This window comes from Kribbella turkmenica (assembly GCF_004348725.1).
Lineage (GTDB): Bacteria > Actinomycetota > Actinomycetes > Propionibacteriales > Kribbellaceae > Kribbella > Kribbella turkmenica.
On record NZ_SMKR01000138.1, the window covers coordinates 1 to 20,949 of the forward strand.

At 70.4% G+C, this 20,949-nt stretch carries 25 protein-coding genes; 4 read left to right on the top strand and 21 right to left on the bottom strand.

Annotated features, from left to right (window positions below; all coding sequences use genetic code 11):
• From E1218_RS26460 to E1218_RS26515, 12 genes are all read right to left on the bottom strand, one after another.
• Positions 1–631 (bottom strand): FHA domain-containing protein (locus E1218_RS26460; RefSeq protein WP_132324768.1); only part of this gene is annotated, 631 nt, incomplete at its 3' end.
• Positions 628–1,905 carry a vWA domain-containing protein gene (locus E1218_RS26465; protein ID WP_132324770.1) on the bottom strand — a complete coding sequence of 426 codons (1,278 nt, stop codon included), beginning with the start codon at positions 1,903–1,905 and terminating at the stop codon, positions 628–630. The genes E1218_RS26465 and E1218_RS26460, both read right to left, overlap by 4 nt.
• Before the next feature lie 18 nt (positions 1,906–1,923).
• Positions 1,924–2,988 (bottom strand): PP2C family serine/threonine-protein phosphatase, encoded by a 1,065-nt coding sequence (locus E1218_RS26470; RefSeq protein ID WP_132324772.1) that lies wholly within the window; start codon positions 2,986–2,988, stop codon positions 1,924–1,926.
• A complete protein-coding gene (locus E1218_RS26475) occupies positions 2,973–5,348 on the bottom strand; it encodes a serine/threonine-protein kinase (protein ID WP_132324774.1) in 2,376 nt (791 codons plus the stop codon). The genes E1218_RS26470 and E1218_RS26475 overlap by 16 nt, the downstream gene beginning before the upstream one ends.
• Positions 5,345–6,469: a hypothetical protein gene (locus E1218_RS26480; protein ID WP_132324776.1), complete on the bottom strand. Its 1,125-nt coding sequence runs from the start codon at positions 6,467–6,469 to the stop codon at positions 5,345–5,347. Before E1218_RS26480 ends, E1218_RS26475 begins: the two co-directional genes overlap by 4 nt.
• The gene (locus E1218_RS26485; protein WP_132324779.1) at positions 6,466–7,437 is read right to left on the bottom strand and encodes a glutamate ABC transporter substrate-binding protein; all 972 of its coding nucleotides are present in this window, start codon (positions 7,435–7,437) and stop codon (positions 6,466–6,468) included. The genes E1218_RS26480 and E1218_RS26485 overlap by 4 nt, the downstream gene beginning before the upstream one ends.
• Positions 7,434–8,753 carry a hypothetical protein gene (locus E1218_RS26490; protein ID WP_132324782.1) on the bottom strand — a complete coding sequence of 440 codons (1,320 nt, stop codon included), beginning with the start codon at positions 8,751–8,753 and terminating at the stop codon, positions 7,434–7,436. The genes E1218_RS26485 and E1218_RS26490 overlap by 4 nt, the downstream gene beginning before the upstream one ends.
• Positions 8,750–10,081 carry an AAA family ATPase gene (locus E1218_RS26495; RefSeq protein WP_132324785.1) on the bottom strand — a complete coding sequence of 444 codons (1,332 nt, stop codon included), beginning with the start codon at positions 10,079–10,081 and terminating at the stop codon, positions 8,750–8,752. Before E1218_RS26495 ends, E1218_RS26490 begins: the two co-directional genes overlap by 4 nt.
• Positions 10,078–10,629 (bottom strand): hypothetical protein, encoded by a 552-nt coding sequence (locus E1218_RS26500; protein ID WP_132324788.1) that lies wholly within the window; start codon positions 10,627–10,629, stop codon positions 10,078–10,080. Before E1218_RS26500 ends, E1218_RS26495 begins: the two co-directional genes overlap by 4 nt.
• 30 nt (positions 10,630–10,659) lie before the next feature.
• Positions 10,660–11,958, bottom strand: a complete 1,299-nt coding sequence (locus E1218_RS26505; protein ID WP_132324791.1) for a toxic anion resistance protein — start codon at positions 11,956–11,958, stop codon at positions 10,660–10,662.
• 109 nt (positions 11,959–12,067) lie between these two features.
• The gene (locus E1218_RS26510) at positions 12,068–12,523 is read right to left on the bottom strand and encodes a dihydrofolate reductase (RefSeq protein WP_132324794.1); all 456 of its coding nucleotides are present in this window, start codon (positions 12,521–12,523) and stop codon (positions 12,068–12,070) included.
• A 76-nt stretch (positions 12,524–12,599) separates the two neighbouring features.
• On the bottom strand, positions 12,600–13,391 hold the full coding sequence (locus E1218_RS26515; RefSeq protein WP_132324797.1) for a thymidylate synthase: 792 nt from the start codon (positions 13,389–13,391) through the stop codon (positions 12,600–12,602).
• Positions 13,392–13,534: 143 nt separating this feature from the next.
• Between E1218_RS26515 and E1218_RS26520 the strand changes: the two genes are divergently transcribed.
• Positions 13,535–14,212 (top strand): peptidyl-tRNA hydrolase, encoded by a 678-nt coding sequence (locus E1218_RS26520; RefSeq protein WP_233712481.1) that lies wholly within the window; start codon positions 13,535–13,537, stop codon positions 14,210–14,212.
• Between the two features lie 95 nt (positions 14,213–14,307).
• Here the strand turns inward: E1218_RS26520 and E1218_RS36255 are convergent, their stop codons facing one another.
• The 5 genes from E1218_RS36255 to E1218_RS26540 are packed head-to-tail and all read right to left on the bottom strand — an operon-like array spanning position 14,308 to position 16,535.
• Positions 14,308–14,460, bottom strand: coding sequence for a DUF6928 family protein (locus tag E1218_RS36255; protein WP_165949437.1), 153 nt, complete (start codon positions 14,458–14,460; stop codon positions 14,308–14,310).
• Positions 14,461–14,474: 14 nt separating this feature from the next.
• Positions 14,475–15,062, bottom strand: coding sequence for a dihydrofolate reductase family protein (locus tag E1218_RS26525; RefSeq protein ID WP_132324803.1), 588 nt, complete (start codon positions 15,060–15,062; stop codon positions 14,475–14,477).
• A gap of 2 nt (positions 15,063–15,064) precedes the next feature.
• On the bottom strand, positions 15,065–15,676 hold the full coding sequence (locus E1218_RS26530; RefSeq protein ID WP_132324806.1) for a dihydrofolate reductase family protein: 612 nt from the start codon (positions 15,674–15,676) through the stop codon (positions 15,065–15,067).
• Positions 15,673–16,149, bottom strand: coding sequence for an SRPBCC family protein (locus E1218_RS26535; RefSeq protein ID WP_132324809.1), 477 nt, complete (start codon positions 16,147–16,149; stop codon positions 15,673–15,675). Before E1218_RS26535 ends, E1218_RS26530 begins: the two co-directional genes overlap by 4 nt.
• 47 nt (positions 16,150–16,196) lie before the next feature.
• Entirely contained in the window at positions 16,197–16,535 is a 339-nt protein-coding gene (locus tag E1218_RS26540) for an ArsR/SmtB family transcription factor (RefSeq protein ID WP_132324811.1), read from the bottom strand.
• A gap of 123 nt (positions 16,536–16,658) precedes the next feature.
• Between E1218_RS26540 and E1218_RS26545 the strand changes: the two genes are divergently transcribed.
• From E1218_RS26545 to E1218_RS26555, 3 genes are read left to right on the top strand one after another with little or no spacing between them, the layout of a single operon-like run.
• Positions 16,659–16,883: a hypothetical protein gene (locus tag E1218_RS26545; protein ID WP_132324814.1), complete on the top strand. Its 225-nt coding sequence runs from the start codon at positions 16,659–16,661 to the stop codon at positions 16,881–16,883.
• On the top strand, positions 16,883–17,374 hold the full coding sequence (locus E1218_RS26550) for a Clp protease N-terminal domain-containing protein (protein WP_132324817.1): 492 nt from the start codon (positions 16,883–16,885) through the stop codon (positions 17,372–17,374). Before E1218_RS26545 ends, E1218_RS26550 begins: the two co-directional genes overlap by 1 nt.
• On the top strand, positions 17,374–18,006 hold the full coding sequence (locus E1218_RS26555) for a DUF998 domain-containing protein (RefSeq protein ID WP_132324820.1): 633 nt from the start codon (positions 17,374–17,376) through the stop codon (positions 18,004–18,006). Before E1218_RS26550 ends, E1218_RS26555 begins: the two co-directional genes overlap by 1 nt.
• On the opposite strand, the gene E1218_RS26560 is transcribed toward E1218_RS26555, so the two are convergent.
• From E1218_RS26560 to E1218_RS26575, 4 genes are all read right to left on the bottom strand, one after another.
• Positions 18,003–19,526 carry a multicopper oxidase family protein gene (locus E1218_RS26560; RefSeq protein WP_132324823.1) on the bottom strand — a complete coding sequence of 508 codons (1,524 nt, stop codon included), beginning with the start codon at positions 19,524–19,526 and terminating at the stop codon, positions 18,003–18,005. The genes E1218_RS26555 and E1218_RS26560 overlap by 4 nt on opposite strands.
• Positions 19,523–19,933: a hypothetical protein gene (locus E1218_RS26565; RefSeq protein WP_132324825.1), complete on the bottom strand. Its 411-nt coding sequence runs from the start codon at positions 19,931–19,933 to the stop codon at positions 19,523–19,525. The genes E1218_RS26560 and E1218_RS26565 overlap by 4 nt, the downstream gene beginning before the upstream one ends.
• A complete protein-coding gene (locus E1218_RS26570) occupies positions 19,930–20,295 on the bottom strand; it encodes a hypothetical protein (protein ID WP_132324828.1) in 366 nt (121 codons plus the stop codon). The genes E1218_RS26565 and E1218_RS26570 overlap by 4 nt, the downstream gene beginning before the upstream one ends.
• 82 nt (positions 20,296–20,377) lie before the next feature.
• Entirely contained in the window at positions 20,378–20,722 is a 345-nt protein-coding gene (locus E1218_RS26575) for a hypothetical protein (RefSeq protein WP_132324830.1), read from the bottom strand.
• Positions 20,723–20,949: the final 227 nt, after the last annotated feature.

Below are 20,949 nucleotides of genomic sequence, written 5' to 3' on the forward strand. Positions count from 1 at the left end.
CGGGGACGATCGGGTCCTCCGGGAGGGGGCCGGCGGCGGGGGCGACGTACGTGCCGTTGGAGGACTGGAGGTCCTCGACCCACCAGCGGGTGCCGTCGGTGGTCAACTGCGCCTGGCGGCGGCTGACGCCGGTGTCGTCGCCGCAGTCGATCTCCGGGGTGATGTTCCGGCTCCGGGACGGGCGGCCGATCAGCAGGCTCTTCCCGGTCAGCGGGATCACCACCGGCAGACCGGGCGAGGGACACGGGTCGTCGCTCTGCTGCACGGCGTACCAGTCCGGGTCGACCCAGCGCTCGACCACCCAGTCGGCGGATGCGACCGGCGCCGGTGGCACCGACGGTGGAGCGCTCGGAAGATCGAGCGACGAGGCCGGCCGCGGCATCGTGCCGGTGGTGAAGTCATAGCCGCAGTTCTCGCAGAACAGCGCGTCCGTGACCGCCGGCTCCGAGCAGTTCGGGCACGTCTGGGTCGCGGGCGCCGGTGCGGGCGCCGCGACCGCCGGCGCCGGGACGACTGGTGCCTGAACGGATGGCGCGGCCGGAGTGGCCGCGGCGCCGATCGGCAGCCCGCAGACGTCGCAGTAGTCGGTCGAGACGGACGGGTGCCCGCCCGGACAGCTGACTGTCGTCATTTCTTCACCCGGGTGGTCTTGGTGGACGCGGTGTCGAGGGCCATCTCGTCGGCCTTCTCGACCGTGCGCTTCAGCCGAACGGTACCCGTGTCCTGATCCTCGATGTCGACGACCTTGCGGAGCCGGGTGGTCGCCTCCTCGTTGCCGGTCTGGGCGGCCAGCTGGACGGCGCGGCCGAGCTTGGTGGTCGCGGTCGCGGTGTCGCCGGCGGCCTTCGCGGCCAGGCCTTCCTGGATCGCCTCGGCCAGCTCGGTCTGCCCGGTGTAGTGCGCGACCTCCGGGCTGATCCGCGTGGTCAGGGCCTCGTCCGCGGACCAGAGTGCCTTGACCAGGCCCTGCGCGACCACGTCGTCGCCGAGCACCAACTGCACCCGGGCCGCGAGCTGCTCCTGCCCGATCGCCTTGGCCGCAAGGCGAATCGCGACGTGGTAGTCGCGCGACTCGTCACCCCACGAGCCGGTCGGGTACGAGCCGGTCAGCGGATTGACCGCCGTACGGCGGGACGTCAGGTCCTCGACCGTCGGGGCGACCTGGCGGACGAACAGCACCTCGGCACCCTGCGGAGCCCAGACCCGCAGGTCGGCCTGGGCGACACCGCGGCTCATCGCGTTCCGGATCAGCTGGGAGAACTCGGCGGCCAGCTGGTCCGGCGCCGGGATGATGTCGACGGTGCCGAGCAGCGCGGTCGCGATCCGCCGTACTTCGTCCACCTGCCAGGCGACGCCGACACCGCGGCAGTCGCACTGGAACTGGCCGGTGACCGCCTCGATGGTCTGGGTCAGCACCTCGGGCGTCTCGTGCTGGTTCTCGCCGTCGGTCAGCAGGATCGCGTGCTTCTGGGACAGTGAGGGCACGGTCGCGAACACCCGCGAGGCCAGCCGCAGCCACGTGCCCATCGCGGTCCCGCCGTCGGCGTAGAACCGGGACACCGCGTCCTTGGCCGCCTGCCGGGTGAACTGGTCCATCCGCACCATCACCGGCTCCGGCGACGGCGGAAACGCCAGTTGGGCCCGGTCGTTGCCGGAGATCACCGCGAACCAGACCCCGTCGAGGATCTGGTCGAGCGCGGTCTGGGCGGCGTACGCCGCCGCCCGGACGCCGTCGGCGCCCATCGACCCGGAGGTGTCGACGATGATGATCTCGCCCGCGTCACCGCTGCCGGACTGCCCGGCCGCGCCGGCGCCGCTGCAGTCCACCGTGACGATGGCGTGCACGTCGGTTCCGCCGTCGGGCAGGAACTCGTTCTGGTAGACGGAGGCGGTGAACTCGGCCATCTGTCGTCCTTCCTTCGGTTAGAGCCGCGCCAGAGCGACGGTGATGTTGTCCTGACCGCCCTGGGTGTTGGCCCAGTCGACCAGGGCGGACGCGGTGGCCAGCGGCTCGCCACCGTGCTCCGCAGCGGTCTGACGGACGAGATCGGCCAGCGGTGCCGCCTCGGAGCAGTAGTTCCAGAGCCCGTCGGAGCAGACCACGATCCAGCCCGGGCCGGTGACCTGCACAGCCGTCGTCCGGGGAGTGTGGTCCGGGGCGTCCTTGCCCAGCCAGCGGGTGATCGCGTGCGCGTGCGGACCGGACTCGGCCTCCGCCCGCGGGATGCCGGTCGCGATCAGCTCGGCGGCCCACGAGTCGTCGACGGTCAGCGCGACGGCCCCAGTGGCATCCTCAGGGTCGTCCGGGAACCAGTACGCGCGGCTGTCCCCGACCACACCGGCCACCAGCAGACCGTCCTCCAGGACCGTCGCCACGAACGTGCAGGACGCCGGGTTCGGACTGTCCGGACTCGTGTTGTCCAGTACGGCGTCGTTCGCCGCGTCGGCGGCCGCCTTGAGCCGGGCCGCGATCGCACTGCTGCGCGACGACTCCGTGCCGATGCCCTGTGCGTGACCGGCCGTCAGCACCTCGCGTGCGGCGCGGGCAGCGGCCAGACTGGCGACGTCCGAGTCGAGCGACGAGCTGACACCGTCGCAGACGACCAGCAACGCCCGACTTCCCGGCTCGGGGTCGGCCGCGAGCGCCATGGCGTCCTCGTTGCGGCTGTGCCGGATGCCTCGGTCGCACACGCCGGCCACCCACGGTGCGGGCTGCTCGTCGAAGTGGTCGCGCGGCTTGGCGGCCTTGGTGCCACAGGTCTCGCAGTAGCCGTCGGCACCGATCACGCCGCCGCACGACTGGCACGGGCTCACCGGGGTCGCGTTGATCTCGACCGTCGGCTCGCTGTCCGTGTCCAGCGCCGGTGTGCTCGGTGCGGACGGCTTGAGCTCGGCCCCACAGGCCTCGCAGTACCGGTCCGCCTCGGACACCGGGCTGCCACAGTTGGGGCAGACCGTCTGGGTCGTACTCGTCATCGCAACGTCCATCCTCGAACCTCGTTGGCCAGGTCGACCAGGGCGATCCGTTCCTGCCGGCTCTGCGCATGGTCCGCCAGTTGACGGTAGGTGGCCTCGAGCCCGTCCCGCAGGGCCGGCTCGGTCGCCTCCCGGCCGTCGATCCGCAGACCCTGCTGCGGACCGGACTGCTGGACCTCGGCCAGCGCGCTCCGGAACACGTCCGCGGCCAGGTTGGCCCGGTCGACCGGGTCGATGGTCAGCGACTCGATGCTGTCCATCGCGTCGGCCAGCGCGGGCAGGCCACGCCCTGATCCTGCCAGCAGACCGGCTCGCTGGCGACGAGCCCGGACGTACGCGCCGCTGGTCCGGGGCACCAGGTCGAGCGCCGCGATGGCGCCGTCCAGGTCGTTCCGCCGGGTCCGGATCTCGGCCAGCCCGAACGCCGACGGCGCGATGTAGTTCGCATCGGTCCGGGCGCAGGTCAGGTAGAGGCCCTCGGCGACGTCGTACTCGCCGCTCTGCTGGCAGGCGATCGCCAGGGCGAGCTTGGGCGCGAGCTCGCCCGGCACCTGGCCGTACACGGCGTTGAACGCCGACTGCGCGGCGGCGGAGTCGCCACGGGCCAGGGCGACCAGCCCGGCCATCCAGACCGCGCGCCACTCCCACGGGTCCGCGGCCAGCAGGTCGGAGACCGCGGTGTCGACCATGTCGTAGCGGTACTCGCCGACCTCGAGCGCTGCCTCGGCGATCTCCAGCAGCGTCTGTGCCGAGGACTCCGGTGCGTCCACCAGCAGTTCGAGCCGCTTGGACGAGTCCGGCACGCTCACGGTCTTCAGCCAGCCGGCCATCTTGTCGCTCCCGTCCTGCATCAGCGACGGCAGTTGCTGCCACGGCGCAGCTCTGTCACCCAGCCCGGCGGACTTGTCGCCGGGCGTGCCGAACAGCAGCGACGACGCGGAGTGCTGTGCGGCCTTGGTGCCCTGCTTGTCCGCGACGACCTCCCGCAGTACGCCGAGCAGTTGCACACGGAGCTCGTCGGCGGTCTGGAACCGGTCGGCCGGGTCCTTCGCGCACGCCTTCAGCAGCAGCCGGTACACGGAGTCGTACTTCTGGAACAGCGGTACGTCGCTCACCGGCGGCAGCGACCCCACGAACCGGGACTGGTAACCGCGGAACTCCATCGCCAGCACGCACAGCGTCCGGCCGAGGGTGTAGATGTCGGAGGCGATCGACGGACCGACCTCGGCGACCTCGGGCGCCTGGAAGCCGACGGTGCCGTAGATCGCGGAGTCCAGGTCGTCGATCCGCCGCACACCGCCGAGGTCGATCAGCTTGACCGCGTCGCCGACCTGGATGATGTTGTCCGGCTTGAAGTCGCAGTACAGCAGGCCGAGGTCGTGCAGGTACGAGAAGGCCGGCAGGATCTCAAGGATGTACGCGATCGCCTGGTCGATCGGCAGCGCGTCGTACCGGCCGTTGTTGGCCGCCATCCGCTGCTTGAGCAACGTCTTCAGCGAGGTGCCGCCGACGTACTCCATCACGATGTAGCCGGCGCCGTCGTGGGTGACGAAGTTGTAGATCTCCACGATCAGCGGGTGCTCGACCCGGGCCAGGAACTGCTGCTCCGCGATCGCGGCCGCGACGGCGTCCGGGTCCTCGGAGTTCAGCAGGCCCTTGAGCACCACCCAGCGGTCGGACACGTTCTTGTCCCGGGCCATGTAGATCCACCCGAAACCGCCGTGCGCCAGGCAGCCGGCGACCTCGTACTGACCGCCGACCAGGTCGCCCGGGTGCAGCTTGGGCGAGAACGAGTACGGGCTGCGGCACTTGGGGCAGAAGCCCTCGGTCCGGCCCGGCTGGTCGCCGCGGGACCGGCCGACCTCGTTGCCGCAGTTGGGACAGGTCCGGCGGTCCTCGGGAACCATCGGGTTGGCCAGGATCGCCTTGCTCGCGTCGATGGCGGGGATCGACGGTACGTGCGTCAGGCCGGCACCGAGGCGGGCCCCGCGCAGCCGGGTCGACGACGTACCGAGCCGGCGGGTCAGCTTGGAGCCGGCCGCGGCGGCCCGGGCCGAGCCGAGCGGTGTCGAGGCGAGCCGGTTGGACGCGCGGGAGACGGTCGACGGAGTGTTGATCGGGTCCGGGTCGTCCGCGGCCGTCACTGCGGGGGCGCCGGCCACGGCGGACGGGCTGGTGGAGCCGTCGGGCGCGGGCGAGCCGCACACGTCGCAGTAGCCGTCGACGAACGTTCCGGTGCAGCCAGGCTGCGTGCAGCCGCCGGAGGGAGGCTTAGAGGCCGCACTTGCCGCAGGAGAGCCGCAGACGTCGCAGTACCCGTCCAGGATGTTGCCGGTGCAGCCCGGCTGGGTGCAGGCGGTGGTCGTGGTCATCTGGTCCCTCCTGTGCTGTCCAGGTAGGCCTGGTACGCCGTGAGGAGTGCGGCCAGCCGGACCAGGTCGACCGGCTCCGACTCGATCACCGCGCGGCCCCGACGGTACAACTCGGCCAAGTCCTCGTTGCCCTGGGCAATTGTCGACGCCTTCACCTGGTACGCGTCCAGGCGCGCGGCCAGCTCGTCCCGGCGCTCCAGAGCGCCGCCGTACGCCGCCTGGGCCTGACCGAGCGCGCGCCGTACGGCGTCCAGCCGGGTCAGGTACTTCTCCAGCTCGGCCGGCGTGTTCGGCACCGAGCCGAGCGCGGTCACATCAGGGACGGCAAGCCGCGGGGCCGGTGTGACCGTCGCGACCGTCTTGGCCGCGAGCGCACGAACCGCCGTGCCCCGGGCTTCGAGTTCGCTGCGCCACGAGCGGGCGCGGGCCACGTCCGCCGCGCGCTCCTTGCGGGTCGCGGCGCCGACGATCAGGTCCCGCTCCGTGCGGGCCGCGTCGATCTCCAGCGGGCCGATCAGCCCACCGATGTCGGCACCGCGCTTGGTGCGCTCGGCCAGGTCGGTGAGCCGGCGGTCGAGGTCGTGATGCTCGGCGATCGCGCCGTTGCGCGTGCTTGCGGGCTCCTGCTTGACGAGGTCGTTGATCCGTTCGACTCCGGCCCTGAGGTGCCGCAACCGCGCGGCGAGGTCGGCGTCACCCGGCTCCAACGCGAGCTTGGCGCGCAGGCTGGACGCCAGCGCGTCCGACAATTTGCATGCCTCGGGCAACGAAACCGCGAGTGAACCGCCGGCGCCGCCGGTGTCCAGGCCACCCCAGATCAAGGTGGAGATCCGTTCGGTCTCGGCCGGGCCGACGCGGCCGGAGTCCCAGGTGACCAGGATCAGCTCGTAGCGGTCCGAGACCGCCTTCCACACCGCCATGCTGAGGACGACGTCCGCGCTCAGCGCATCGGCCTCGGGGGAGTGCAGCGCTGCCTGGTCGAGCTCGTCGAGCTCGGCCTTGCGCCGGTCCCGCCAGATCCCCAGCGCGTCGAGGAACGACAGCAGCTCCGCCGCCGGGATGCTGCTGCCGATCCGCCCCGGCGGCGCCGGCGCCGAGGCGGTCGGCGTACGGACCGTCATGTTCCTGGGGTCCGGCCGTAGAGAGACGGCGGGGGTGACGCCAGCTTGCCGAGCGCGGGCTGGAGCCACTTGGTGTAGGACGCCATCCAGGTGCCGTCCGCCTTGATCTGCGCGAGCACTTGGTTCACGAACCGGACGAACTCCGGGTGCTTGAGCGACATGCCGAGACCGTACGGCTCATCGCTGAACCGCTCCGGTAGCACCCTCGCGTACGGGTCCTGGGCGACGTCGCCGGCCAGCACCGTGTCGTCGCCGGTGATGCCGTACGCCTTGCCGGACTGGAACAGCGCCAGGCAGCCGGTGTCGGTGTCCGCCGTGACGGGGATCGCCTGCGGGTTCTTGTCCTTCAGGTTGTCCAGGCTGGTCGAACCCGCCGGGGCACAGATGGTCTTGCCGTCCAGATCGTCCAGGCTCTTCGCGGTCGAGTCGAGCGGCACCAGGGTCTTCTGACCCGAGCGGTAGTACTCGGCGGAGAAGGCGATGTCCTTCCAGCGGTTGCAGTTGATCGTCATGTTCCGCGCGACGATGTCGACCTGTTCCTTCTGCAGCACCGGGATTCGCTGTGGGCTGGAGATGACTCGCAGCTCGACCGTGCCCTTGTCGGTGCCGAAGATCGCGCGCGCGACCGCCTTGATCATGTCGATGTCGAAGCCCTCGATGACGCCGGTGACCGGGTTGCGCGAGCCCAGGTTCAGGCTGTCCGCGGACACGCCGGCGATCAGTCGGCCGCGCGCCTTGATCTTCGCCATGTACGTGCCGGGCGGCATCGCGCCGGGTGGCGGCATGGTGCCTTCGGGCGTGTACGACTGCAGCGGGTCAACGCAGTCGCGCTGCGGAGCCGGCGGGGGCGCGGACGACTCGGACGGTTGCGGCTTCTGGGGGATCTCGGTGGCGGCGTAGTCGCCGGAGCCGCAGGCGGTGAGGAGCAGCGCGAGGGAGATCACGGCCGGGGTGAGCAGCTTCTTCATCGGTACTCCTCCAGTCGCTGCGACATGCCCCAGGCGACCAGCAGCGCGGCCGCGATGCCGATCGGCAGTCCGAGCCACCCGATCGGCGGCAGTCCGTCGCGGGCGTCGGTCAGGCTGGTGCTGACCTCGCCGCTCGTCGCCTGCAACCGGTCGCCGGAGCTGGTGTCGAACGCGGTGAACGCCGCCACCGAGTTCGCGCCGTTCGTCCTGCCGACGGCCAGCGCGACCGCCTCGTCCCAGTCGCCCTTCGTGTCCTGGCTGCGGACCTCCTTGTGCATCTGGTCGTAGGCGTTCCACTGCGAGCGCAGGCCGGCCTCGTTGAGCTTGCCCAACTGCTCCACGACCGCTGCGGCCGATGCGTTGTACGCCTTGTCGAAGGCGTCGCCGGAACCACGCGCGATCAGCGTGAGGCTCTCGTTCGACTTCGCGTCGTACGCCGCGATCCTTGCCCTGGACAACGCCAGCGTCCGGTCGTACGCGCCCGAGCGGGTCTCGTCGGCCTTGCTCGACGCGCTGGACAGGGCGACGCCGCCGACGACCATGGTGAGCAGCACCAGGACCGCTCCGGCCGCTATCGGCACGTTGACGTAGCGGTGCGTACGACGGGCCAGCCAGCGCAACGTGACGAAGAAGACGACCAGTGTCAGCAGGCCGGCGATGACGACCCAGAGGTTGCCCTGGCCGATGCCGTCGAACTCGGTGTCGACCCGTTCCTCGTTGGCCTGCACGAGCGCCTTCACCAGCGGGAGCGAGTCGTTTTGCAGTACGGCGTTCGCGTCCCGGAGGTACTGCGATCCGATCGGGAGGCCCTGGCGGTTGTTGGCCCGGGCCTGCTCGATCAGCCCGTCGTACGTGATCAGCGTCTGGTTGAGCGCGCCGAGCGCGGCCGTGTCCGCCGGCTGCGCGGTCGCGGCCTCGGCGATCAGCCGTGCGGCCCCGGCGAGCGAGTCGACGAAGTGCCGGCGCTGGTCCGGCGGCTCGAGACCGCCGACCAGGAAGGCGTTGGTGGCGTCGGCGTTCGCGCTGACGAGGTTGGTGTGGATCGCCTGGATCCGGACCAGTTGGGCCGCGTTGGCCTCGGCGCGGGTGAGCGCTCCGTCGGCCTGCCGGAAGCCCTGCGCGGCGGACAGGCCGAAGACCACGCTCATCACCGCGGTCAGGATCAGGAAGGCGCGCATCCGGCCCGGCGTACCCTCGAACCACCGGGCGACCGGCCCGCGGGCCGGCGTAGAGCCGGGCTGCTGCGCCGTGGGCGGGACCGGTTGCTGAGCCGGTGGCGACCAGGTCGCGGGCGGCGCACTCTGGGTCTGGGTCACGCCTCTTCTCCTTGCTCGGGCAGATCGGGCAGATCGGGTTCGTCGGTCAGGTCCTCGGCACGGATCTGACGCAGCTGGTCCGTGGTGGGTGCCGTCACGTCTCGCAGCCGCCAGGCATGCCGGCCGATCGCGGCCTCGAGCACGTTCCGGGCGAACCGGGCGTTACCGAAGGATCGGTCCCGCGGCGTGGTCGCGAGGATCTCCCGGAACTTGGCCAGCGCCTCCGTCGTGAGCTCGTAGTCGGCGCCCTCGGCGAGGCCGGTGAGGATGTCGGTGAGCTCGTCGTCGCTGTAGTCGTCGAACCCGATCGTGGTCCGGAACCGGCTGGCCAGACCCGGGTTCGCGGCGATGAACGCCGCCATCGGCTCGGGGTAGCCGGCCACGATCACGACCAGGTCGTCGCGCCGGTCCTCCATCTCCTTCACCAGCGTGTCGACCGCCTCGCGGCCGTACTGGTCGGCGCCGAAGTCGCCCGCGGTCAGGCTGTAGGCCTCGTCGATGAACAGCACCCCGCCGGCCGCGGACGCGACCACGTCGGCGGTCTTCGTCGCGGTCTGGCCCAGGTAGCCGGCGACCAGTTCCGAACGGTCGACCTCGACCAGTTGCCCTTTCGACAGTAGCCCGAGCGCCTTGTAGATCCCGCTCACCAGCCGGGCGACGGTCGTCTTCCCGGTGCCCGGGTTCCCGACGAACACCAGGTGCCGGGTGATCGTCGGACTCTTCAGCCCGGCCTCGGTCCGCAGCTTCTCCACCCGCAGTACGGCGACCTGCCGGTGGACCTCCCGCTTCACCTTCGCCAGCCCGGTCAGCTCGTCCAGCTCGGCCAGCAGCTCCTCGACCGTCTTCGCCGGCTCCGCAGGCTTGTCAAGTTCCGCGGCAGCGGCAACCGCAGGCTCGGGCTGAGCCTGGCGACCAACCTGAAGTGGCCGCGCGCCCGCTGCTTGCAGCTGTGCCGCCGCAGCCACCGACGCGTTGCCGACGACGCGCATCGTCGGCTCGCCCAGCGTGCACGCGGCCGACGCCACCTCAGCCAGCGCCTTGGCGTACGCGACCTTGTCCGCCGACCCCGCGGTCACCAACTCGGTCAGTACGGCGGTCGGCGCACCACGCCAGCGACGTCCGCGGACCGCCGCGTCGAAGAAGTCTTGCGTGGTCGCGCCCGGCGTCACCTTGGCCCAGTCGGCCGGCGCGCCCGGAGCGGACTCCGCCAGCGCCGCCGCCAACGACAACGCCTCGGCGCGCGCCCGGTCGTCCGGAACGCCGGCACGAGCAGCTACCGCCATTAGGTCGCTGATCGCCTGCTGGAGTGAGCCCCCCTCGCCGCTCATGCTCCTCCTCGTCCGGGTGGTGGGTCCAAAGGTCCGCCGGCCGGGCCGAGGGCAAGTCCTCCGCCGGTCGAGCCGGTGCCGAACTTCTCCTGCAGGAACCGGCCGTGGGCGATCAGCGCCGCCGCGTCGGCCCGGTTCACCGCGTCGAACACCTTGTCCATCGTGGCGCCCAGGAGGTCCAGTTGGTCGATCAGGATCATCAGCGACGTCTTGCCCCGGTCGACCGGCCGGGTGTCCGCCCAGTGCCGCGGCAACCGCAGGTACCCGCCGATCGCCTCGGGCAGGTAGTCGGTCGCGGTCGCCATCACGGAGTACGCCTGCGCACTGCCGCCCAGGTTGCCGAGCCGAGGGATGGTCTCCCGCACCACCCGGACCACCCGGGCGACCCGCGACGCGACCACCGCCGGTACGGCGCCCTCGGCAACCATCTGCTCGACCCGCATCAACGAGGCCAGCAGGTCGTCGGTCGTCGGTGGACGGGGAACCGGCACCGGCTCGCGCTCCGCCTTGCGGCCCGTCAGCCGCGCCAGGAAGTCACCGAGCGCCATGCAGTCCCCGTCCCCCGGTCAACGTCTGCGTCAGCGACCGAGGTCGAGGTCGAGGCTGCCGTGGACGACCCGCTGGTCCTGCTGCGCGACCCGGTCCAGGTACGCACGGGACTTCGTCACCTCGGTCTCGAGCGTTCCGATGGTGGCCGCCATGTTGTCCAGCGCCTCCACCTTGAACGTGTCGATCGCGTCCATGGTCGCGTAGATGTTCGCGAACGCGGCCTGCAGCTGCGGCAGCCCGACGGTCGCCGACGCGGCCTGCTGCTGGATCGCGACCGAGTTGTCCCGCAGCATCTGCGAGGTCCGCTCGATCATCCCGCTGGTGGTCGTGTTCAGCGCGGTGATCTGGTCCAGCACCAGCTTCTGGTTGCCCAGGGCCTGCGCCACGATGACGGCTGTCCGCAGGGCCGAGACCGTGGTCGTGGACGCGCGGTCGACTCCCTTGATCAGCTCGATGTTGTTCTTGATCACGATGTCGATGGCCAGGTAGTTCTGGATCGACACGGCCAGCTGGGTGAGAAGGTCCTGGTGCTTCTGCCGGACGTAGAACAGCACGTCCTCGCGGAACGCCTTTGCTTTGTCCGGGTTCGTGACCTCCAGGTCGGCGATGGCCGCGGACAACCGGGCGTCCAGCCGCTCGGCGACGTATACGTACTGGTTCAGCCGGCCCATCGCGTCCCAGAGTTGCTGCTTCTCCAGGTTCAGCGCGGCGTTGTCCTTGCCGAGCTCGTCCTGACCGTTGCGCAGCGCGTGCAGGATGCCCTCGAGGTGGCTCTGCGCGCTCTGGTACTTGCGGAAGTAGTCCTCGATCTTGTCCCCGAACGGAATCATCCCGAGCAGCTTCTTCGGCCCGGTCGCCTCCTTCGGGTCCAGGTCCTCGACCGTACGGCGAAGCTCGAGCAGCGTCTTGCCGACCGTCGACCCCTCGGACAGACCGCCTTCCTGCAGGGCCCGGACCGGCGACTTGAGCAGGCGGTTCGAGCTGTCCGCGGCCGCGCGGATGTCGACGTCGCCCATGCTGCGGACGTCACTGGCCTTGGCGGCGAACTCCGGCGAGCGCGGCTCGGCCGTCATCAGCGTGGACAGGAACGTGTCCACCTTGGCGTCCAGCCCGGGCAGCACGGCCGGGTCGACCTGCGGCGCCATGCTCGGTGCGGCCGTCGCGGCGACCGGCTGTGACGGTGGCGGTGCGGTCAGTATCAGCCCCGGCGCGGTCGCAGTCGGCGGCTGCAGGGGCGCCGGCGCGGCCACGGCCGGCTGCGCGGCCGCGGCGGCAGGCTGTCCGGCGGCCGCGCCCGGCGCACCTGCTGTGTTGTCGGCCTCAGTCATTGTGGTTCCCCTCCGCTGCTTCCCCCGGCAGTTGCGCTGTCACCTCCGTGACGCGCACACAATCTACGCGGTTCCGGGTCCCCCCGGGGCAGCCGTTGCCTACTCGTTGTTACCCGCGGCGGTAGCTGACGAAGCTGAACCCGTCGTGCGGGGTACGCGCGGTTTCGGTCCAGTCCGCGGGGTCGAGGGTGGGGAAGGTGACGTCGCCGTCGGGGGACTGCGCGACCTCGGTGAGCTCGAGGCGGTCGGCGTACGGGAGGGCCTGGCGGTAGATCTCACCGCCACCGGCCACGTAGAGGTCACCGTCGTACTCGAGGGCCTCTTCGAGTGTGTGCACGACCTCGACGCCGTCGGCGGACCAGTCGGGCTGCCGGGTGACGACGACCGTACGGCGACCGGGCAACGGGCGGCCGATCGAGTCGTACGTCTTGCGGCCCATGACGAGGGTGTGGCCGAGGGTGAGCTGCTTGAAGTGTCGCAGGTCTTCGCGAATCCGCCACGGCAGGTCGTTGTTCCGCCCGATCACGCCGTTCGCGCCGACCGCGGCGATCAGAATCATGCTTATCCACGTCCTCGCTTCGCTCCGGGCGCGGACGAGACACGAGGCGGGCTGCGCCTGATGATGCCCTCGCTTCGCTCGGTCATACCGCGATGGGAGCCTTGATCCCCGGGTGCGGGTCGTAGCCGACCAGTTCGACGTCGGCGATCTCGTACGCGTCGATCGCGTCCCGCGGGGTCAGCTTCAGCGTCGGCAGCGGCCGGGGCTCCCGGGTGAGCTGCAGGCGGGCCTGGTCGAGGTGGTTCAGGTACAGGTGCGCGTCGCCCAGCGTGTGCACGAAGTCGCCGGCCTCGAGCCCGGTCTGCTGCGCGACCATGTGAGTCAGCAGCGCGTACGACGCGATGTTGAACGGCACCCCGAGGAAGATGTCGGCCGACCGCTGGTACAGCTGGCAGGACAGCCGGCCCCCGGCGACGTAGAACTGGAACATCGTGTGGCACGGCGGCAGCGCCATGTCGTCGACGTCGGCGACGTTCCACGCGTTCACGATGTGCCGGCGGGAGTCCGGGTTGGTCCGGATCGACTCGATCACGGCGGCGATCTGGTCGACGTGCCGGCCGTCCGGCGTCGGCCACGACCGCCACTGGTAGCCGTACACCGGGCCGAGCTCGCCGTCGGCGTCGGCCCACTCGTCCCAGATCGAGATGTTGTTCTCGTGCAGCCACTTGATGTTGGTCGAGCCGCTGAGGAACCAGATCAGCTCGCCGATCACCGAGCGCAGATGCAGCTTCTTCGTGGTCACCGCCGGGAAACCCGCGCGGAGGTCGTACCGCGACTGGTACCCGAACACACTCAGCGTGCCCGTCCCGGTGCGGTCGCCCTTCTCGACCCCGTGGTCCAGCACGTGCCGAAGGAGATCCAGGTACTGCTGCATGCCGCCAAGCTAACACCGCTCGCCGACACTTCGCCGGACCGCCAGGCCATCACAAGTGCGCCCGCCCCGCGCGGCCACGCTGGCGGCGGGCCTGGGTAAGACATTGTGATGGCCTGGCGGTCCGCCCTGGCAGACTCGCACCCGTGGACGAGTACGTGCTGACCTTGGTGGTGCGGGTCGAGAAGCAGGCCCGACCGGGTCAGACGGAGGCGCTGGAGACGGCGGCGCGGGCGGTGCTCGCGATCCTGGCCGACGAGCGGTCGGCCGGCGAGGGGGAGTGGGCCGAGGCCATGCGGGCCTGGCAGGACGCCAGGATCCGCAAGGTGGTACGACGGGCCCGCGCAGCCGAGTGGCGACGCGCCGAGGCCCTCCCGGGAATCACGGTGAAGGGCGCCGACGCGACGGAGGACGGGGCCTCGGCGGTTGAGGTCCGGGTGTTTCCGCCGGTGCCGCTGGACGCCGTACCGAAGGACCTCACCAAGTTGCAGGTCACCGGCACCGACTTCGAGGACCCCGAAGCCCTCCCGGAGGTGGAGCCCCGGACACCGGTGCTGTGGATCAACCCGGGGCTGGACATGTCGAGCGGCAAGGCGATGGCCCAATGCGGCCACGCCGCCCACCTCGCCTGGCTGGCCCTGTCACCGGCCGCGCGCAAGGAATGGATGGCGACAGATTTCGCCCTGGCAGTCCGCACGGCCACGCCCGAACGCTGGCAACAACTCCTCACCATCGGACTCCCAGTGGTCCAGGACGCCGGCTTCACCGAGATCGCCCCGGGCTCCCGCACCGTCATCGCGGACCACCCTCAACTCAGGCGTTAGCCGGCCAGAACTTTCGGTCGAGATCCGGATCGGTGTCGAAGTAGTCCCCTCGTGATTGAACCCGAACAACGTCCGGAGCACCTCCTCGGCGAGCTTCAGGGGTGGAACTCCAGCGGGTACGGCTCCTCGTCCACTTCCACGGGGTGTTCGCCGGCCCAGTACGGGCGCTCGAACGGCAGCGGCTCGCCGAGGTTCTCCAGAACGCCGTCATCCGGAGCGAGGTGAGCGACCGCGCCAGTCCTTTGCACCCATGGGGGTCTTTCTATCGGCTGACGCGGTAGTGCAGGTGCGTGACGCGCTCGCCTTCGACGACCTGGGGGTCGTCCAGGAGGACCTGGCCGCCGGTGTATTCGCCGAAGAACCGTACGCCGGAGCCGAAGACGACCGGGGCCAGGTTGTACGCGATCTCGTCGACCAGGCCGGCCGCCAGCGCCTGACCGGTGAGGTTGCCGCCGGTCACCGTCACGTCACCGTCGCCGGCGTGGGCCTTGGCCTGCGCGATCGCCTCCTCGATCCCGTCGACGAACGTGAACGGCGCGTCCGGGAACGGCCAGTCCGCCGGCGGCTCGTGGGTGACCACGAAGACGTGGTCGCCAACCGCCGGTACGCCGTTCCAGCCGTTGGTGAGGTCGAACAGCCGCCGCCCGATCACGCAGGAGCGGACGTTCGGCCAGGTGGAGTCGATGTAGTCGGCGCTGGCCCGGCTGACGTGGAACGGGCGACCGGGGTCGCTGGCGTAGACCTCGACCGGCCCGTTGTTGTACCAGTCGAACAACGGGTCGACACCGTCCTCGGTGTCCGCGACGAAGCCGTCCAGCGAGACCACTGCGCTGGCGATGACGTTGCCCATGATCACTCCTCCTCCTTCTTCACCCGGTAGGTGACGTGCTGGGCGCCCGGCGTCGAGATCGACCGGACCAGGTCCAGCGAGTACGTCGGCGCCGCGTCGGCCGGGAACAGCCGGGTCCCGTCACCCAGGACGACGGGTGCGACGTGCAGCTGGACGACCTCGGCCAGCCCGGCGGCGAGCACCTGGTGGCAGACCTGCCCGCCGCCCATCACCAGCACGTCCTTGTCGCCGGCGGCTTCGCGGGCCTGGGCGACCGCGCTCTCGACGCCGTCGGTGACGAACCGGAAGCGGTCGCCGAGCCGGGTCTTGTCCGGCGCCTTGTGGGTGACGACGAAGATCGGCGCGTTCACCTCGCCGGTCGGCTTGGCGCCGTAGCCCATCTCGTCGTTCCAGCCCTGCGGGCCGTCGATGATGTCGAAGAGGATCCGGCCCTGGATGACCGCGCCGGTGGCTTCGAAGACCTCGTCGAGCACGTTGCGGTCCTCGGCGGTGCCGTTGAAGACCCACTCGTGCAGGGCCTCGCCGCCGTCGCCGAGCCCGTTGTCGAGGCTGACGTTCGGCCCGGCGACGTAGCCGTCCAGGGAGACGGAGATGTCCACGATGACCTGGGTCATGATCCGCTCTCCTTCGCCACCAGCTCGGCGAGCCGGTCCATCGAGTCGTTGATGCCGATTTCCATCCCGGACTGCACGAACGCGTCCCGGGTCTCCACCGACGGGAACACCGAGCGCTGGTGCAGCCGGACGCCGGTCTCGGTCGCCTCGTACGTCGCCTTCTCCAGGCAGACCTCGCCCGGAGCGCCTTCCCACTCGAAGGTCTGGATGACGCACTGGTCCTGCTCGACGGAGTGGAACACACCGCGGAAGGCGTACTCGCCGCTCTCGTCGCGGTGGATGTAGCGGTAGCTGCCGCCGGACCGGACGTCGTACGTCTCGACAGTCATCTCCAGGCCGCGCGGGCCGAGCCACTGGGCGACCAGGTCCGGGTCGGTGCTGACCCTGAACAGCTGGGCCGGGGTGGCGTCGAACTCCCGGATCACCTCGACGAACGGGGTGCCTGCGGGTGCGTTGATGGTGGTGGCGTTCATCTCTCCTGCTCCTTCACGATCACTGACTTCGCGTGCGCGGGTGGTCCTCACTTCTCCTGCTCCTGCACGGTCCTGAGCAGCTCGTCCATCCGGCGGAACCGGCGTTCGGTCTCCAGCCGGTACTCGTCGATCCAGCTGGTCAGGGCTTCCAGGACGGTCGGCTCCAGGTGGCACGGACGGCGCTGGCCGTCACGGGTCCGGGAGATCAGCCCGGCGGCCTCGAGCACCTGGATGTGCCGCGACACCGCCTGCTTCGTGATCGGGAACGGCTCGGCCAGCTCGTTGACGGTGGCCGGCCCGCGGGACAGCCGCGCGATCATCGCCCGCCGGACCGGGTCACCGAGGGCGGTGAAGGCCCGGTCGAGCTGCTCGTCGTCAACTGCCATCTTTATCAACCATTCCCTTGATCAACCGATGTGTTGAATATAGGAATGCATTGCCAGTGGCGTCAAGAGGCGGGTTCTAGCAACTTTGGTTGACATCGGAGGCTGTCAACCTAAGTTGCAGAAATGACCGAGTTGGTGAATCCCGAGGATCCCGCGGCGGGGCTCGCCGCGGTGGTGGCGCTGCGCCGGCTGGCCGATCGGCTGGAGGACAGCCAGGTGGAGCAGGCGATGCGGGCCGGCTGGAGCTGGGCCGACGTGGCCGAGGTGCTGGGGGTCACCCGGCAGGCCGTTCACAAGAAACACGCAAAGCGGCTGTTCGCCGCCGGTGTCGCCCTGAGGAGGCGCTGATGTCGTCCGACGCGAAGGACGTTCGCACCATCCTGGTGCGCGGTGCGCGGGAGATGGCCCGCCGGGAGGGGTCGCGGACGATCGAGGCCGAGCACGTGCTGCTCGCGGTCGCCGCGACGGCAGGCGATCCGGCCGCGCGGCTGCTGGCCGACGCCGGACTGACCGAGGACACGATCCGGGCGGCGCTGGACCGCGAGTGGGAGGACAGCCTGGCGGTCGCCGGGATCGCGGTCCGGGCCGGACTGTTGCCGCAGGCAACGCCTGACCACAGCCGCGACCCGGGCATCGGGGAGTCCGTGCGGCTGCTGCTCGAACGCGCCCTGAACGCCGAGCCGAAGGCCGGTGGCACCAGGATCGGCTCCGTCCGGATCCTGGCCGGGATCCTCGACGCCGGCCGCGGCCGCGTCGCCCGTGCCCTGCAGGCGGCCGGCGTCGACCGGGCCGCGCTGCGCGCCCGGGTCGCCGAGGCGCTCGCCCGAGGTGTCCGCTGATGGGCGTCGTGGCCGGCCGGAGCGTGACGACCGGCCGGTTGCTCAGCTGCGGACTGGTGGCCGGTCCGCTCTTCGTCGTCACCTTCCTGCTTCAAGGTGCGTCGAAGGGGTCGGGGTACGACTGGACGCGGCATCCGGTCAGTTCACTGGCCCTCGGCGACCACGGTTGGCTGCAGACCGCCAACTTCATCGTCACCGGCCTGCTCACGGTCGCCTTCGCCGTCGGGCTGTGGCGTGCCGGCTCCCGCGCCGGCGCGGTGCTGATCGGCGTGTGGGGAGTCGGTCTCGTCGGAGCCGGCATGTTCGTCACCGACCCGGTGAGCGGATTCCCGATCGGTACGCCGGACGCCCTCGAGTACATCACGGTCGGCGCGCTGCACGACGCGTTCTCAGTGCCCGCCTTCGTCGCACTCGCCGCGGCGCAGGTCGGGCTGTCCCGCGGCCGCGGCTGGAAGTGGCTGACCTATTCGTTGCTCAACGCAACTGCCTTCGTGGTGTGCTTCCCGCTGGCGAGTACCGGATTCAGCCAGAACGCTTCGCTGGTGGACGTGGCCGGCCTGTTCCAGCTGCTCGCCGTGATCATCGGTCTGACCTGGACCGTCCTGCTCGCGGTGCGCGTCCTGCGGCATTAGATCGTCTCGAAGCCGGCCATCATGGCCATGTCCTCGTGCTCGAGGTTGTGGCAGTGGATCAGGTACTTGCCCTTGTGGGCGGTGAACTTGACCAGTACGTCGACCACCTCGGCCGGCCGGACGTCCACCGTGTCCTTCCAGCCGGCGTCGTACGCGCCGATCCCGCCGCCGCCGCGGCTGAGCACCTGGAACGGGGCGAGGTGGACGTGCACCGGGTGGTGGACGTCGGTGACGAAGCTCCAGAGCTCGTACTGGTCCAGCTTCACCTGTGCCTGCATCACCTCGGGGTCGAACGCCTTCCCGTTGATCGTCCAGCCCTTGTGGCCACCGGCGTCACCGCGGCTGAACTTCCACTTCCGCCGGACGATCCCGGCCGGTTCCGGCACGACGGCGTACGTCGAGAGCCTGGCCGGGATCCTGGTGTCGTCGGCCGCCTTCCGGGCGACCTTGAAGCGCAGGACGTTCGTGTCGCCGTCCAGTTTGTTGACCAGCGTGACCTCGTCACCGGGCTGGTACTGCGAGAAGTCCACGATCACGTCGAAGCGCTCGGCCGGCGCGATCACCAACGTGTCGTGCTCGATCGGTGCGTCGAGCAGTCCGCCGTCGCTGCCGATCTGGACGAACTTCGCCGGACCCTTGTCGAAGGCGAGTTCGTAGCGGCGTGCGTTGGCGGCGTTCAGGATCCGCAAGCGGTAGCGGACCGCGGCCACCTCGTGCACCGGCCACGGCGCACCGTTCACGAGCGTGACGTCTGCGATGACACCTTCCATGTACGCCGACTCGACGCCGGGCCGGTCCTTCGCCTGGGGATACAGGAACGAGCCGTCCTCGGCGAACGCGCGGTCCGCGATCACCAACGGGAGTTCGCGATCGCCCGCAGGCAACGGCAAGCGGTCCTCCTCGTCGTCCCGGACGAGATGGAAGCCGAACAATCCGCGGTAGACCTGCGGTGCGGTGTAGTCCATCCGGTGGTCGTGGTACCAGAGGGTGGCGGCCCGCTGCGTGTTCGGGTACGTGTACCGGCGGCTGCCTGTCTTCACGTCCCCGCCGGTCATGGTGTGGTGCCCGCTGTGTCCCTCGTGACCGCCCGGTGGCATCAGCAGGTCCAGCGGCCAGCCGTCACTCGCAGCCGGCGTGTGTCCGCCGTGCAGGTGGACGGCGGTCGGTACGTCGAGTCGGTTGACCTGCTCGATCACGGTGGTCCGCCCACTTCGGACGTCGAACGTCGGCCCGGGCAGCAGGCCGTCGTACCCGAGGATCTCGGTCTTGAGGCCGGGGAGGATCTCCACACTCGCCTTCTGCTGTACGACGCGGTAGTAGTCGGCGCCGGCGCCGGTGCGGACCGGCTTCTTCACCGGCGGGATCGGCAGCGGGACCTGGAACGGTTCGGGCAGCGGGGCCTCGCTGCGCAGCAGTTCTCCGGCCTGCGACGGCGACGGGTCGAGGCCGCAGTCGGTCAGCGTGAGGGCGACGCCGGTGCCGCCGGCGACGGCCAGGAAACCCCGGCGGGACAGCTTCATCGGGAGGGCTCCTTTCGGCCGCGACGGGCGGCCGGACGGAAGGACCAGACAGTCATCCACACGACGGTGACGACGATCGCCGTACCGAGCGGGACGTGGACGGCGAAGTTCTGCAGGTAGCCGTAGGTCAGTTGGACGAACTCGGCGACGAACAGCACGGCGGTAACCAGCATCGGCCAGAGCCGGCCGCCGCCGGCCAGCCAGTAGAAGAGTGCGGCGACGAACTGGAGCATCGAGATCACCCACAGCGTCGACCCGATCGGGCCGTGCGCGTCCATCGCGTCCACCTCGCCGGACAGGAAGTACCCCGCCAGGATCGGCTGGGCGACCACCAGCCCGGCGTGCAGCAGCAGAGTGATCCGGAGTGTCCACAGCGATGCGCGTGGCCGGAGTACCTTCGTGGTCATGAGCTCGCCGCCTGCTGACGACGGGTCCAGACCGCGAAGCCGACCACGGCACCGACCAGGGCGATGCCGAGCGGGAGGTGCAGAGCCAGCTCACGGCTGTAGCCCATGCCGATCTGGACGCTCTCGCCGATCAGCACCAGCAGTGACACCAGCGGTGCCGTGAGCCGGCCGCCGGACCGCCACCAGATCGTTGCTACCAGCAACTGGATGGTCGCGACCGCGGCGACCGCCAGCCCGACCGGTTCATGGATCCGTTGCGCGCCGCCGGTGCCGTTGAGGTAGACGCCCGCGAGGATCGGCTGCAGGCAGATCGCGGCCGCATGGGTCACCGCGACCAGCCGGAGGACGGCGAGGGACATCATGGAGACAGACAATAGTAGTCTGGCTACATGTAGGGCAATCAGGTATCGCCCTGGGCGGGTCGGGTGAGAACCGGGGGAGCGGTCAGGTGAGGTGGCCGAGCGGGGAGACCGTGATGCCGGCGCGTTCGCAGACCCAGTGCGGGTCCGGGCCGAGCTCGGGCTCGATCCGGAGCTCGTGGTCGTTGAGGTCGTCGCACGCGGTGCACCGCGGCCAGCGGACGCCGGAGTCGACCAGCCGGTCCTGGACGTCCTGCGCGACCAGGCCGGCGATGTGCTCGGCGCCGTCCGGCCACTGGTCCAGCCACCACTGCCGGCCGGCCACCGCGTCCTCGAGTACCGACACCATCACCGCATCGTCGAATCCCCGCGCGGCCAGGTCGTGCAGGACCATGGCGCGGGCTGTCAGCAACACCCCGGGCTCGTTCATCGCCCCTCAGAGTGCCACGCCGGACCGACAAAACCCCACGCCGCGAGCCTGCGGCGTGGGGTCCTGCCCCGGTTCGTTTCAACGGATATCCCCTGGAGATGCCGGTTCTCCCCCCGGATTCAGGGGGGAGAACCGGCACCGCGGAGGGTTATCCGTTGAAACGACCGCCGGGTGGTGGGATGCGGCCCGGGTGGCCCGGGTGGCCGGCGTGGCCGGCGTGGCCGGGG